Source organism: Gillisella vitis (genome assembly GCF_021559775.1).
Lineage (GTDB): Bacteria > Pseudomonadota > Alphaproteobacteria > Rhizobiales > Rhizobiaceae > Allorhizobium > Allorhizobium ampelinum.
This window is the reverse complement of sequence record NZ_CP056047.1, coordinates 3,026,952-3,041,585: the sequence shown is the minus strand read 5'-3', so window position 1 is coordinate 3,041,585 and position 14,634 is coordinate 3,026,952. Positions and strand designations below refer to the sequence as shown.

At 55.3% G+C, this 14,634-nt stretch carries 11 protein-coding genes; 3 read left to right on the top strand and 8 right to left on the bottom strand.

Features of this window, described 5'->3' with window-relative positions; all coding sequences use genetic code 11:
• The first annotated feature begins 713 nt into the window (after positions 1-713).
• The gene (locus AVCG78_RS14075) at positions 714-1,613 is read left to right on the top strand and encodes an aminoglycoside phosphotransferase family protein (protein WP_071203258.1); all 900 of its coding nucleotides are present in this window, start codon (positions 714-716) and stop codon (positions 1,611-1,613) included.
• Positions 1,614-1,754: 141 nt separating this feature from the next.
• Here the strand turns inward: AVCG78_RS14075 and AVCG78_RS14070 are convergent, their stop codons facing one another.
• The 6 genes from AVCG78_RS14070 to AVCG78_RS14045 all read right to left on the bottom strand — a co-directional run bounded on the left by AVCG78_RS14070 (position 1,755) and on the right by AVCG78_RS14045 (position 9,207).
• Positions 1,755-1,979, bottom strand: a complete 225-nt coding sequence (locus tag AVCG78_RS14070; RefSeq protein WP_071202862.1) for a hypothetical protein — start codon at positions 1,977-1,979, stop codon at positions 1,755-1,757.
• A gap of 282 nt (positions 1,980-2,261) precedes the next feature.
• The gene (locus AVCG78_RS14065) at positions 2,262-2,999 is read right to left on the bottom strand and encodes a GAD-like domain-containing protein (protein ID WP_071202860.1); all 738 of its coding nucleotides are present in this window, start codon (positions 2,997-2,999) and stop codon (positions 2,262-2,264) included.
• Between the two features lie 11 nt (positions 3,000-3,010).
• Positions 3,011-4,465: a PAAR-like domain-containing protein gene (locus AVCG78_RS14060; RefSeq protein ID WP_071202858.1), complete on the bottom strand. Its 1,455-nt coding sequence runs from the start codon at positions 4,463-4,465 to the stop codon at positions 3,011-3,013.
• On the bottom strand, positions 4,462-5,589 hold the full coding sequence (locus AVCG78_RS14055) for a DUF2169 family type VI secretion system accessory protein (RefSeq protein WP_071202856.1): 1,128 nt from the start codon (positions 5,587-5,589) through the stop codon (positions 4,462-4,464). The genes AVCG78_RS14060 and AVCG78_RS14055 overlap by 4 nt, the downstream gene beginning before the upstream one ends.
• An 11-nt stretch (positions 5,590-5,600) precedes the next feature.
• Positions 5,601-7,865 carry a type VI secretion system tip protein TssI/VgrG gene (tssI, locus tag AVCG78_RS14050; protein ID WP_071203213.1) on the bottom strand — a complete coding sequence of 755 codons (2,265 nt, stop codon included), beginning with the start codon at positions 7,863-7,865 and terminating at the stop codon, positions 5,601-5,603.
• A 301-nt stretch (positions 7,866-8,166) separates the two neighbouring features.
• Positions 8,167-9,207, bottom strand: a complete 1,041-nt coding sequence (locus AVCG78_RS14045) for a sensor domain-containing diguanylate cyclase (protein ID WP_139191322.1) — start codon at positions 9,205-9,207, stop codon at positions 8,167-8,169.
• A gap of 132 nt (positions 9,208-9,339) precedes the next feature.
• Between AVCG78_RS14045 and AVCG78_RS14040 the strand changes: the two genes are divergently transcribed.
• Both AVCG78_RS14040 and AVCG78_RS14035 read left to right on the top strand, forming a co-directional pair.
• The gene (locus AVCG78_RS14040; protein ID WP_139191320.1) at positions 9,340-9,738 is read left to right on the top strand and encodes a hypothetical protein; all 399 of its coding nucleotides are present in this window, start codon (positions 9,340-9,342) and stop codon (positions 9,736-9,738) included.
• Positions 9,739-10,125: 387 nt separating this feature from the next.
• Positions 10,126-11,781 carry an AMP-binding protein gene (locus AVCG78_RS14035; protein WP_071203211.1) on the top strand — a complete coding sequence of 552 codons (1,656 nt, stop codon included), beginning with the start codon at positions 10,126-10,128 and terminating at the stop codon, positions 11,779-11,781.
• Positions 11,782-11,794: 13 nt separating this feature from the next.
• Here the strand turns inward: AVCG78_RS14035 and AVCG78_RS14030 are convergent, their stop codons facing one another.
• Both AVCG78_RS14030 and AVCG78_RS14025 read right to left on the bottom strand, forming a co-directional pair.
• Entirely contained in the window at positions 11,795-13,078 is a 1,284-nt protein-coding gene (locus tag AVCG78_RS14030) for a GNAT family N-acetyltransferase (protein ID WP_071203209.1), read from the bottom strand.
• A 20-nt stretch (positions 13,079-13,098) separates the two neighbouring features.
• On the bottom strand, positions 13,099-14,502 hold the full coding sequence (locus AVCG78_RS14025) for a lipopolysaccharide biosynthesis protein (protein ID WP_139191318.1): 1,404 nt from the start codon (positions 14,500-14,502) through the stop codon (positions 13,099-13,101).
• Positions 14,503-14,634 lie beyond the last annotated feature (132 nt).

Here is a 14,634-nt window from a genome sequence, read left to right as displayed (position 1 = left end):
CGTTATGGGCCCGGTCATATGACACGGTAAAGATGGCTATGATCTACGCATAGGTGACAAAACACGCCATCGTCGACGCGCTGAAGTACCACATGTCGAGCGCATCGCATGTTAACCTGCGAATTCAAGTTTGACGCCATTGGCATGTCGTACACGTTGTAGAAGATTGAGACGCCCGCTCCACTGCGATCGGGTAGCGCGTGGACCACTCCAGGGCGGCGCTCATGTAAAGGATCCGCTCGCCAAGACGATGATAGCGCCCTGCACTGTTCGGTTTCGGCGGGTGCAACACTTGGTGAACTCTATCCGTCAGACCAGAGCGGTGGAATATACAGGAAATATTCTTGAATACGTTACGGGCTTCAGCCCGCGTAGCAGGTCTTTCTCGCGGGATCATTTCCACGTTTGTGAAAGCCGCGTGACGTCTGCTTCAGGCCAATGACGGAAGTCGGCGAACCGAGATGCTCTGGCCGCTTTCGTCTTTTACGCTCGAAAAACAGTCAGAGTGGAGACGATCTCATTTCGGTCATTACAGGGCCGTGCGCCATATATGGCGCACAAAGGTTCGCTGTAGCTCCTTATATTTGTTGCATAATTTTCTCTTTAAACCGATTCCGGTTTAAAGAATTATGCAATAGCGTCACAAGTCGTCGATTCAAAAAGTCGTCATATATAAAGGTTATGGCAGCGTAGATGTTTGAGGAATGGCGGCGATGCATAGCGATCAAATAAACATCAACGCGGCGCACGTGAGAGATTTGATCGCTGACCAGTTTCCGCAGTTTCGAGGCGAAGAAATCATTGAACTGGAAACAGCAGGCACAGCCAATGCGATCTTTCGAATTGGTGCCAAGCACACTGCTCGCTTTCCTCTGCGGATGATGGACCCCGCCGAATGCACCCGTTTACTGGAAGCGGAAGCCAGAGCCAGCGCGGAATTCAACGAATGTTGCCTTTTTCCCAGTCCTAAGCCAGTCGGAATCGGGCGGCAAAGTTCTGACTATCCGCTGCCGTGGTATGTACAAACTTGGATCGAGGGACAAATTGCTACGCCGACTGGACTATGCAACTCGCCTGTTTTTGCGCTCGATCTTGTAAGACTGATCATTACACTTCGCACAGCGAATTTGAACGGACGGACATTTGAGGGGCGGGGTAGAGGCGGAAATTTGACCGATCATGATGGGTGGATGGAGGTGTGCTTCTCTAAGAGTGAACACCTTCTTGATGTTGATCCCCTACGCAGCATGTGGAGAAGCCTTCGCGAATTGCCATCTCCAAATCGCGAAGTGATGAGCCACAAGGACATCATTCCTACAAATCTTTTAGTCAATGGCGAACACTTGGTTGGAGTGCTTGACACTGGCGGTTTTGCTCCTGCGGATCCATCGCTTGATCTCGTCGCCGGTTGGCATCTGCTAGATCGGGATACTCGAGCGGTCTTCCGCGAAGGTCTGCAAGTTGATGACCTTGAATGGCACCGAGGCGCGGCATGGGCATTCCAGCAAGCGATGGGCTTAGTTTGGTATTATAAAGACACGAACCCTATCATGGCCGACTTGGGCCGAAGCACAATTTCTCGGCTCATTGAGGATTATCCATTGCAAGTCTAGTGCATCGTTTTCAGCGACTGCTCATGATCATTCAATCTTCAAACACACCGGTTCGCTTGTTCCTTTCATTCCATTTAAATTCGACACCTCGTGCACTAAACACGCAAGTGCGAAAAGGCGACGGGGAATTAGCGGTTACTATTATTCAGTGGTGGTGCGCCGCCAGAGCAGGTAGATGCCGCCGGCTACGAATGCATAAGCAATACTCAGCAGTGGCCCGGTCACAAAGGTCACAACAAACGGGCAAGCAACATCATTGCATTCGTAGATCCCACTTATCCCGGACCATACAGCCGTCTGATAGCCCAGGAAAACGCACAGTACCTCCATTACGACGAATATAGTCGCAATCTTGAAAATCTTCATGATTGGTCTTTCATGCGTATTATCTCGACAACCCCGATCAAGGGGGTAGTATGCTCGCTTAGGCCGCGATCTTAGAGACGGCGCCTTCATTGTTGGAGGTGAAATAGATGTCCCATATCATAGCTGCGATAACCGCCTGCTGCTGCGGAACTTTCAGCCCTGGGCGGTAGGAAAGACGGACTTCTCCGGATTCTCCGATACGTCGCCATAACAGATGTTGCCTGCGCCATGAGCGTCAGGGGACCTACGCATTGATAATCGTGTCCAACCCAATTTTTCAGCTTATGGATAGTTCTCCTCACGGATTTCCTGTTTGCCATCGACTTCAACTGCATACGAATACATCAACGGTTTAGGTATACGAGCTGCGGCCTCTACGATTGATACCTTTGAGTAGTTTTCAGCTAAGTTCGGTATCGCTCTACTGTTCCGAAAATATATCTCATTATCAGATGGTTCCCCGTGCAATCCACGAAGTTGAGATAATAGCGGTTGCCCTGAATCGTCTTCTAGGATGCTGTAGTCATCTTGAGAGGTCGTGCTGAGTAATATTGAGCCAATGTCCTCAGGGTCGTCTCGACCAGCAAGGAATATTTCACGAGCATTTTCTGGCATTTGCATACCTGCGACTCGATATAAATCTTCAAGATCATAGGGTGGCGGATCTGTTCTCTTCCGGCTTGTGAGATCCATCACCAAACCTACATCGAGCGACAATGTGAAGTGCCGTCCCTCCCTGTGCCAGAGATCGATTGTTCCGAGGCTTGAATAGCCAAAGGCCGAAAAATCTTCAGCAAAGTGCGCTGAAAAATCCTTCAAAACGTCCTTAAGAAGGCTGTCAAAAAAGATCGGCGTGCATATCCAATAATTTTTATTGGCATAGTATCCAACTCCGTTCTTTTTCCAAAAATCAATAAGCGGTTCTGGCACCCGCCCTTCACATGCCTGCCATTCATCTTGGGGAACCAGTCGTGCCTGCCTAGGTACGCCACGAACCGCCACAAAATCTTCAATAGACATTTTGCATCCCCTTAAATTGCCTGCAGAATCGTTTGCATCTTAGGGCATCCTTTTTGGCACTGGTCTATTGCGTATCTGCTCAATGCAGAGGCTTTTCCGCCGTGTCTCCATTGAGATCCAATGGATCGGTTTTCACTCCTCCCACCTAAACCAGAAAACACGGTAGGTTTTCCACCCGCTATCATATCCAAGGTGTGTATTGCATCCTTATTAGATGCTTGTTTTTCGGCCAAAGCCATTGCCTGAGGAAGGCCAATATTTGGGTTAATTCTATTAATGAATTCGGCATTTTTTTTTATGAGGCGTTTACGTTCGATAGTTCTCGCCGCTTCACCTATTGATTTTACATTCGGATAATTGGCAATGTCATTTGCTGCAACGCACGGGTTCTTGCTGTTCAGGGTAGATTGTTGAAGATCTAGCTGCCGTTGCATCTCAGCCCGAGTTCCATTTAGCGGAGTTGAGAAATTTAGGGGTAGTACATAGCATTTCGGAGTATCCACGCGCACAGTCTCGGACTGGGGGAGTGGGACAGCCTGAGGTTGAGGTACTGTCTGCCTTCTGCGACGCAATTCGGCTATAGTGTCTTCGCGAACCGAAGAGCCAGTATCCCAGAATGGCAAGTCGTTAATGCGCTTTTGAGCGTCAGAAATTTTCTGACGTTCAAATTCATCCTGAGGAACGAAGTCCGAAAAATTAGATTTATTCGTGGGAAGTAGTACTCCGACAGCAAAGATGCCTATCCCGGCAAGAACGGTCCCTATGCTGGCACCCGCAGCAGTTTCGGCGGCAGTCGCGGCCGTTGCTGCTGCCGCAGTGCTGCTGGTTGCGGTAGCCGCTCCGCTTCCGCCGACCGCAGTAATAGCACGCGCCGCTGCTGGCGACAAAAGGCCAAGTGTTGTCCCCCCCGATCCATCAGCATCCGTGGCTTTCTTCTTTGCATCAGAGGCATCGGCCACTTCTACAGCACGCAACGACCCTGGTACCGGATCATCATCCTTCGGCGGATCATAGGTGGAGGTGTCCCGCACAAAGATCGCTTCGCCCTCTGTGTTCCCGTTGTTCATCTTGAACCGGTCGAGATGGCGAATGACGTAAGACCCTTCAGCTCGAACCTGATCAGCATGACCAACGGGTTCGCAGATGCTTTCGACCGTGCCGGAATTGACGCCTTTTTTGACACCCGGCTTATCGCCATGCACATGGGTCGTGCATGACCGCATGACCATGGCCTTCTTGCCCGTGAAGCGAACAGAGGGCGTGTAGTTCTGGTCGTGGCCGCAGAAATCTACGATAGGGTATGGAATAGCGACAACGGATGAGCCGATGGGTGTCCAGCAGACATCTGGAGAAAGCGAGACGATCCGCGCTTCGTCGAGATCGCGCAGGCCCTCACGCGGCTGTTTCGTCGTCCAGGGGCCGGGATAGCCCGGTTCGCCAAGATAGGGGTCGTGGGGAATGCTCATGCGTTCTCTCTCGCTTGACCTGCCGATACCTCGGTCGATGGGTCGGGTGAGGGCTTCACCCGAACACGAGTCAAGGTCAGCGTCGTTTCACCTGCTTCGGGCAATGGGAAACGTACACGCCAGGTCAGCATCACGATATTCTCCGACCGCCAGTCGAAATGGACGCCATCCAGCTTGAGAACATGCCATTCATCCCGGTCTTCGCGCTGGCAGTGAACACCGCATGTCAGGCCTGGCAGGCGGCCTCTTGCCTGGCCAAAGCGCGGGTGAAGATGATCGAGCTGGTAACCTTCGTCTCCTCCCAGATGTGGTGTGGCAATCAGATCTGGATGAGCACACTGCCAGAAGCGGGGATCGAAATCTCGCGGGAGGAGGGGATGGCGTTTGCTCAGCCAGGCTTCGTCATAGGTTCCAGCATATTGCTGCCGTGATCTCCACCAGGGGGATACAAGGCCGAAACCCTGCGGTTCGTACTGCTCTCGCCAGTCCAGGCTTTGATCCGCACTGGTGATCTGTGGCGCTGGAACCGGTTCCGTATCGTGGGGCATATCAAAGTTGACGATTCCGCAGCCGAGTGGATTGCGTCGCTCGACGTCAACAGGACTCTCTCTGGTGGGATCGCCAGTTCCTGGAATGATGCCACCGAAGGCTTTCGACCAACATAATGGCACTATGTTTGCTGGCTGCGCTTGCGTCAGCGCCCAGCCCTTGATGACTCGTTTGGGTTCCTTGGCCGAAAATCCCGCCCATTTTTCCTGAATTTTGGGCTTCCAATGCCGCTCGCCATGTACCTTGACGGCCTTGGAAACGGGACCGACACGAAGGATCGATTGCCATGACGTAGCGGGTTTGCCATCAGGCGCATAGGCGTTTCCAAGGAAGGTTACGTCCGTACCCGACTTGTCCGGCGTCAAGTCCGATTGCCGTAACAAGACGCTTGCATGTGGATCGCCTTCATAGGCATCCTCCCACTGAAAGCTCTCCTGCTGCGGGGCGATATCAAGGCTTCCGTCCTGGACATGCATAAACGTTCCCCGCATGGAAACGATGCAATCCAGATTGCCTTCGGGATCGAATTGCCTGAAGGCCATCGCAGGAAAGGGGAGGCGGTTAATCAGTTCCACCTGCCCACTCCTCAGTTCATGTCAATCGGCTTGCCGCGCAGCTGAAAGTGATCCGTGGCCACGAAATTAAACGTCTTGCCCAGAATGATCACTTCGCCGTTCGACTTCATGATGAACTTGGAGTCCCCGCATTCGATGACGAACTCTTCACCCACCGCAATTTTTTTGAACTTTCCGACGCTTTCCAATGAGGTCTGCCCAACATTGGTGACCTTACTGACACCGATCTGCTCGGCCCGCGCCACACCGATGGTGTCGGATTTGAATGCACCGACGATGGTATTCATGATGCCGGGCATTGGAAAAAGGCTAGAAGCATCATCACCAACGCCTGTGCCGGAACCGGCAAGAGCCGTACCCGCATCTGCCCGTGGACTGGAGCCAGCCACAACACCTTCGCGAGCCATCAGACCACCCGCCCCTAAGAATCCCAGGGCCGAGGAGGCAAGCGTTGTGGCAAAGCTCGCAAGGCCTGGTCCACTACTGCCAGCGATCTGGCCCGCCTGAGCGAGCAGACCTGCCGTCTGGCCTGAAATACCTTGCACGGCTCCCATCAGAGCCATGGCCATCGGCCCGGTACCGCCGACCACTGTGTTTACCGATCCACCGATCTCATGCTTCTGGTTGCCGCTAACCTCCACAGCACGGTTGCCGCCGATGGATGCCACCTCATGGCGGTCAATACGCTTGGTGCGGTCGTTCAGCACGCGTGTCGTCTGATCCTTTTGGGCATGGAAGAACATGTTCTCCTGGCCCTTCTCATCCTCAAAGGTCATCTCGTTGAAACCGCTGCCCTTGTGGGTGTTGGAGCGCAGCACCATCCGGGTCTTGTTGGCGGGAAGGTCGTAGGGCACGGGATTGGCCGGATTGGGAACCACGCCGATCACCAGTGGCCGATCCGGATCGCCATCCACGAACGACACCATCACTTCCATGCCGATGCGTGGGATGACCTGCGCACCCCAACTGCCACCGCCCCAGGCCTGATTAACCCGCACCCAGCAAGTGTCACTGCCGTCCTTCTTTGCCTTGCGATCCCAGGGATACCAGAGCTTGATGCGCCCATATTTGTCGGTGTGGATTTCCTCGCCCGATGGCCCTGCAACAATCGCCACCTGCGCACCTTCAATACGCGGGCGCTTGGTCTCCCGGTGCGGCGTCAGTGGAACACGCGACGGAATGGCCTCGAACGCGTTGGCATATTCCATCTCATTGCTGGCCGTCTCATAGGAGCGGTCCACCACCCGATGCATGATGCGGGTAATCACATGCTCTTCGTATTTATGTTCGGGATGCGGCTCCTCGTAAGGCGTGAACCGGCGTCCTGCTTCCAGAAAGCGCACATTGGACTGGCCCGTCACGCGCTCATGATCGGCTTCCGTCGCCTGCGTTCGAAACGTCTCGGCCACTTCGGCTTCTTTGATATCGGAGATGCGGGCCGGATATTCGTAAAGCTCGCGCTGCTTGGCGCCCGGCATCTGGATCAGTGACGGCGTGACATTCAGTGGCACAGTGCTCGGCGTCTCGAAATTCCAGTCCGCACCGGCGCGCTGGCCGGGAACATAGGAGAATTGCCGCATCCATTCGTTGATATGGTTGCGGTCCGACGAGCCTTGGGCTAATCTGACTTTGTCGACACCTTCTGCCGCAGCCGATGGCTTGCTCCAGGCAACCTTGCTGTCGCTGACCTTCAGGCGATGAACGCCGGTCTCATGTTCAAACCAGTAGAACAACCCGTCCTGCTCGAAGCGGCGCAGCAGGTAATCGAGATCCGTTTCATTCCATTGGACAGAAAACTCGCGCGACGGCGGCGTCTTGTGCAGAGGGGCGGATGCGGCGGCTGGAATGCCATGCTCGGAAAACAGCGTTTCCATCACCTGGATCGCCGTCATATTCTGCCAGATCCGGCAATCGGACCGGCGCGACAGCAGCCACAGTTGCGGACGGATTGTCAGGGTGTAGGACCGCAATCCGCGCGTCACCGGCGGTCCCTCTGACAGATTGGTCACCAGTCCATTGAACGGTCGGCGCACGCCATCCCCGTCCAGTTCACCCTGCCGGATTTCCAGGGAGACATCGACCAGTTTGCCGATCAGCTCTTCCGGCTTCACAGCCTCACGCTTGGCACGCACTGACACAGTGATCTCGAACAGACGATTGACGCCCTCATCCACCGTCATCCGCTCCGGCAGAAGCTGGTCTTCGCCCAAGGGCGATGACAGTTTAAGCACACGGCTTGCCTGAATGAAATCGGTGGATGACAGAACGTCGTCCATGGAAAGCCCCTCCACTTATCGCGTCATCAAATTTCAACAACTGTCGCGTTGAACGCCCACTCGGTCAACGCGTGAAAATATCTTGTTTACGTCATTAACGTGTCGACAATAGACTTCCCTCCTAAAAGGTCAAGGTGCTGGTTGCCTTAGCGGAGGCCTGATTGCCAGGCGAACTTATGGCCTTTCGATGTTCGGATTATATCCAGTCGTTCACGACGGAGCTCAACATGGCAGTCATGGACTCCCTAAGCCAATGCTGGCCCGGTGACAAAAATGCTGCGGTCTGGTGGCTGCCTTTTTGTCACAAATAGCTGAGGGCGTTTTGAGGTTCGCAGTGGATGCGGTTGCGGCCATGTTGTTTGGCGCGGTAGAGCGCCATATCGGTGGCGGCCATGAATTTCTGGAAAGTTGAAAAATGATCGGCGGATTGGGCAAGGCCAAAGCTGGCGGTGATCCTGCCAGGTGCCAGTGGTTCAAGACAAATATTTTCCAGGCAAGTGCGTAGACGTTCGGCAATCGCTTGGGCCTGGACCAGATTTGTGCCTGGCAGAAGAACGCAGAACTCTTCGCCGCCGATCCGGCCTGCCAAATCGTTTGGTCGCAAATTACTGCGGATTGTCTGTGCTGCTGCGATCAATGCTTTATCGCCGGTTTCATGACCGAATGCATCATTGATGCCTTTAAAATGGTCCAGATCGAAGAGAAGAAGGCACATCGGATCGCCGCTGCGGCGGGTCTCGTCAAGAGCCTCCGTGCCTCTTGCCAGAATGAACCGGCGGTTTGCCAATCCGGTCAGGGGATCAGTATTGGCTTGAAGCGTCAGGGTTTTGAGAGAACAGTCCAATTCTGTTACCAGGGCTGAAACCGCCTGGGCGACAGTGCCGATTTCATCTTTCGTCTTGACTGCGATGGTAACAGGTGCCCCTTCCTGCCGGTATCGGGCTATGGAGTGGTTGAGTTGGCGTAGCGGTTGAATGATCCGCCAGAGCGACAGCAGGCAGCCAGCCGTTCCAGCCAAGGTCGATATCAGCAGGACAAGCAAAATGCTTGCTTCGCTCAGTGCGCCGCCACCAAGGACATGTGCAACCACCGCCAGAAGTGGCACGTGAATGGAGATAAAGCAGATTACAAAAATCTTTGTTATCAGCGACGAACGTATTGCCCGGGCCGTCATATGCGGCCATTCAGCCATCCAATTTCTCTTAAGCATCCCTAAAGCTTCAATCCCGTGTGCAACCGGCAGGATAGATAGGGATGATCGTGGCTTAAAAAAGCAGAATCTAGATATTTTTAGGGTTTTTTGGAATTTCGGCCATGCAAGTCGCGAGTGAATGACAGTCAAATTTGTTTGTTTTTAAAACTATTTTACAGTTCAACAAGATGGCCATTCACCAACACAGGGATATTGCCCGCTCATTGAACGGGCAATATCTACCTTGTATCAAGAGAAAATCGGTAGGCTTATGGGGTACCCGTGCTGGTGCCTGTCCCTGAACTGTTGCCTGTGGTGCTTCCAGGCGTAGCAGGTGCCGTTGTCGTGCTGCCGGTGCCGCCTGTCGAGGAACTGGTGCCGGGAGTTGATGTCGAACTGCCACTCTTGGAGCTGCTGTCATCTCCGCAGGAAGCTAGAAGCCCGAGAAGAGCAACGACCGGTACGATTTTCTTCAGCATGTGTATCCTCCTTTTATGCTCCGCACGTTTTGAAGTGCGTGAGCTTTTAAACCAGGAAAATGCCGCAGATCTTGGTCGCAAAGACGGCATGTCCGCGACGTTTTCGTGGTCTGGCATGGCGCTTTCACGCGCGCGTTACCGCCTTTCAACCCTTTTGGCTCAGGATTGTTCCAGCAAAAGGGAACCGGTTTTGCGACCTTGAAAATCGAAGGTTGAACGATACTGGATGTCGTCCACCCGGCAATTTTCAAGACATCAAGCCCTGACGCCCTCTCTCCACTGCGCATGGGGCCACAGTATTTCCCCCGGGCTACTGCATAATTTTAGCGTTATACCGGTTGGAGTTTAAGAGGAAAATTATGCAGCATATATAAAGCGCTACAGCAAACCTGAAGGCGCTATAGTCGGTGCATAGCGCTGTCGTGTGCGCTTGCGAGATGGATTGTGCGACTGCGAAAGGAATGATAGGTTTGCCAAGTGACGTTTTTCTCTATTTGACAAAAACGCTGATCCTGGATCTGCGGCAAACTCTCTGAATGTTTGGCCAGTGCAGGGGAATGCGACAGGGAACTCATTCAGGACAAGATCGATGTTTCTACCTGCCGGCGCTTCCTATGAGGCTCTCTGTCATGCGTTTTCCTGGTCCATACCAGCTCAGTTCAACATGGGACGGGCCGTTTGCGATGAATGGGCCGCCCGCGAGCCGGACCGGATCTGCCTTGAGCATTTTTCCCCTGACGGCGCGCATCGAACCTTAACCTATGGGGCGCTTGCTGCGCGATCCAACGCCTTCGCGGATGCTCTAAGCCAGCTCGGCATTGGCCCTGGGGAGCGGGTTGCTCTGCTGCTACCGCAGGGGTTTGAGACTGTCATCGCCCATGTGGCGATTTACAAGCTTGGCGCGATCGCTCTGCCGCTGGCCTTGCTATTTGGCGCCGATGCATTGGAATATCGGCTGAAGACGGCGAGTGCCTGCGCGGTCATCACCAATGATTTCGGTCTGTCGCGGCTGGAGCCTATTCGGGCCAGCCTGCCGGACCTTCGGGAGGCTATTTCCATTGGCACGCCTTCTCCCAGCGTCCTTTCCTTTGAAACTCTATGGCAGAGCGGTTCCGCGTCTTTTGAGGGGCCACAGACCGGGCCAGACGATCCGGCACTGATGATCTTCACCTCTGGCACGACCGGTGCGCCGAAGGGCGCTCTGCATGGGCATCGGGTGCTTGCCGGTCACATTCCAGGCTTCCAGCTTGCCCATGACGGTCTACCGCAACCGGGCGACAGAATCTGGACGCCTTCGGACTGGGCTTGGGCTGGCGGGCTTTTGAATGTGCTGATGCCAGCCCTGATGCTGGGGGTTCCGGTCGTGTCGTCGCCTGCCCAGAAATTTGATCCGGCCATGGCCTTTCGCATCATGGCGGAGATGAAGGTGCGCAATGCCTTCATTCCGCCCACCGCCTTGCGGCTGCTCAAAACGGTGAACAATCCGCGCCAGCATTATGATCTTGTGCTGCGTTCCATCGGTTCGGCAGGGGAATCGCTGGGGCGGGAAACCTATCAATGGGTCAAGACGGCGCTTGGTATCACGCCCAATGAGTTCTATGGGCAGACCGAATGCAATTTCGTGCTGTCATCGGCAGCCCGGCTGGGCGTCAGCAAGGCAGGCGCCATAGGCAAGCCGGTGCCGGGCCACCGCGTGGCAATTATCGATGACAAAGGCAGGGAGCTGCCAGTCGGCAAGGTCGGACAGGTGGCGATTGCCCGGCCTGACCCGGTGATGTTCCTGGAATATTGGAATGATCCGCAGGCGACCCGCCAGAAATTCATTGGTGACTGGATGCTGACCGGTGATCTCGGACGCCAGGATAGCGAGGGCTATGTGGAGTTTTTCGGTCGCGACGATGATGTCATTACGTCATCCGGCTACCGTATCGGCCCGGCGGAAATCGAGGATTGTCTGGTTGGTCATCCGGCTGTTCGCCTGGCGGCGGCGGTGGGCAAGCCCGATCCGGTGCGAACTGAAATCGTCAAGGCCTATGTGGTGCTCGCGCCGGGTTTTCAGGCTGGACCGGCCTTGGCCCGTGACATTGCTGATTGGGTCAAGCAGCGGCTGTCCATGCACGAATATCCGCGTGAAGTGGAGTTTATCACCGATATGCCGCTGACCACCAGTGGCAAGGTGATCCGCCGCCTGCTGCGTGAGCGCGATGAACCGCAACAGGCACAGCCGGGCGTGATGACTGGATGATATCGCGCAATGATCAGCTGTCTTTTTGGCGCCTGCCCAGCACTTTGTCCCGCAGGATGCGGGCGATATTGCGGGTGTTGCGATAGAGATGCAGTTGCGCCGCCACCTGGCGGACATCGCGGTCGGCATTGCGCTTCAGGCCGATAACCATGGTTCCCATGTCTTCCCGCTCCCGCCAGAGCCTGCTCATGACCGGGTGATCGGGTACGGCGCAGGAATCGGTGCGCAGAATATTGGCATCGTCCAGATGCCATTCTGTCAATCGAGCCACCAGAAGCTTGCCGGGCGAATATCGCGCATAGCGCTCATCATAGGCAGTCTTCCACGTATAGGCTTCGGCACCCATAATGAAGACAACCATGGAGGCGATGGCCTTTCCATCGAGATCGAGCGTATGGATGCGGACCGAATCGCGCTCGGCCAGATTGGTCATCGCCTCGCGGGCAAAGGCGGCTCGCAGCCGGTCCATGACAAGGGCGCTGCGCTTGCGGCCTTTCCAGCCGCTGGCTTCGAGCGCCAGGAATTCCTCCATGCGGACATGCAGATCCTGCGGCTGACGGGCGACGGAATAGGTCAATTCGCCCTGCTGACCCAGCAGGCGCATCTGCCGGCGCATGTCGCGCCAATGGGACTTGCCAATGGCCTGGCTTAGATAGGTTTCTCCATCCTCCAGGCTCTCGAGCATTGGGCGCTGGTAGGGATTTGTCACGGTCAGTGGCAGGTCACGGCTGATCGCCACGGCCCGCAGTAGTTTTGTGACCGGCCCATCGATTCGCAGATCCGGCAGGACGAGAACGGAGGGCAATTTGGCTTTGGGATCGCTCAGTCCCTCGAAAAGGTTGTCGAGCGTTTCCACCGCATCCTCAGCATCGACGAGAGGCGTGCCAAGCGGGCCGAAGGGGTTGGACCAGACGCGAACAATGGACGGACCGACTGCAAAGCCCGGTTTTTCCACCGAAAAAGGCATCAGCAACCGGATCCGGCTGCGGCCCTGCCGCTCGTCGCGGATCAGTGCCATGCGTACTTCACGCTCGTCCAGGCGGGGGATGGCGGGGGCCAGAAAGCGGGCCGAGAAGAAGACATTCTGCTCCAGCGCCCGGTTGGTCAGGTAGTCCATTTCCTGTTCAAGGTCGTAGCTGGTCTGGCGTGGATAGAGCCAAAGATCGCGGCCGGGGCGTCCCACGGCAATCTGGCCATCGGCGGGCGGACGATTGACCGGTGCAGACACGGTATGCAGAACCGGGCGCTCGGTGCTCGTTTCCCGGCTGGTATCGTCGGTCACCGGTAGTGTGTTCATATCCTACAACCTGGTTCGCTTCATGCGGGCCTGTCTTGCTTCATGCGAGACAATGGGTCGGCAAATGCAAATAAGACAATGCCAAGCGCATAGCGCACGGCAATGTGTAACAAGATCGCTTCCACCAACATTGCCGAGGCGGCAGCCGTTGCCGCGCCGGTGAGGCCATAAAGCGGAATGAGAGTCACATTCAGCCCGATATTAGATGCTAAAGCAATCACATATAGTAGCACACACAATTTTTGTCGCCCTGCCATGGTCAAGAGCATCTCACCGGGACCAATCAGCGCCTTGGTCAGGGCACCGGCAAACAGAATGGCCATCAATGGATAGCCTACCGTGAAATTCGGGCCGAACAGACCGAGCAAGACTTCGCCAGCCGCCAGCACCAGAAGACCGATGATCAGCGACGGCCAGAAGCACCAGCGGGCCATTCTGCCGGCAAATAGGGCCAGCGGCCGGATATCATCTTCATTCATCAGTGCTGAAAAGCGCGGTCCGGCTGCGGCCTTGACCGCGAAATAGACGAATTGCACCAGGGCCATGGTTTTTGCCGCAGCAAAATAGATCCCGACCTGGTCGGGTGGCAGATAAAGCCCGACCACCATGACGTCGGAATTGGTCAGCAGAAATAGAAAGCCCTCGATCAGGAAAATCGGGATGGCAACGCGAAACCAGACCATGAACTCGATCCGCCGCGGCCCCCGTAGATATTTGTGCCGCAGACGCCAGTGAATGGTGGCGAATTGGCTGAGTGTCGTGACATAGGTGGCGGCAAGGGCCGCCTGCATGGCGGTGGTGGCTGTGCGTGGCGCCCCCAGCATGACGGCCAGCAGCATGAAGGCAAGGATCAGCACGGGCCTGACAATATAGGTGGGGCTGAGGGCTGCAACGGGCCAGCTATTGGCGCGCGCCGTCCCGTCAAGCACATCGCCCAGCGCAATCATCGGCAGTGCGAACAGGCCGAGAAACAGCGGTGTCAGGTAGTAACCGGCAATCCGATCTCCGAAAAAATTCAACAGGATAAGACCGGTTGCAGTCAGACAGCTGGCGAGGCCAAGAGCGAAGATCCGGATGGTAACGGTGATGCCACGGATTTCAGGAATTTCATCTCTTGCGTGATATTGCGGCAGAAAGCGGATGACGGTCGAATGAAAACCAAGGCAGGATAGATTGCCGAACAGCACGACCAGCACCCAGACGAAAACGAAAATACCATATTCGAAATCGCCCATCAGCCGGGCCTGGACGATCTGCGAGAAAAAGGCAATCGCTGCGCTGACGATGCGGATGGCAAAGGCAATCAGCGCCATGCGCTGGGCGCGGGCCACATCGTCGTGAGCGGACAAAGCGGCGACGATCCTGCGCAGCGGGCCATGCAGCCGGGCTGGCAGGAGATGTTCCACCCACTGGATAACCGCCATGATAAACACGCAAAACTCTCAGGCACAGAAGCGACAGGGCATTCAGGTTTGGCAGCTTACGGTTAACAAAAGCCTGCCCGTCAGTGTTTGAATAGCCTATGCCTGGGAGAAATCGGCCAACACATCCGGCTG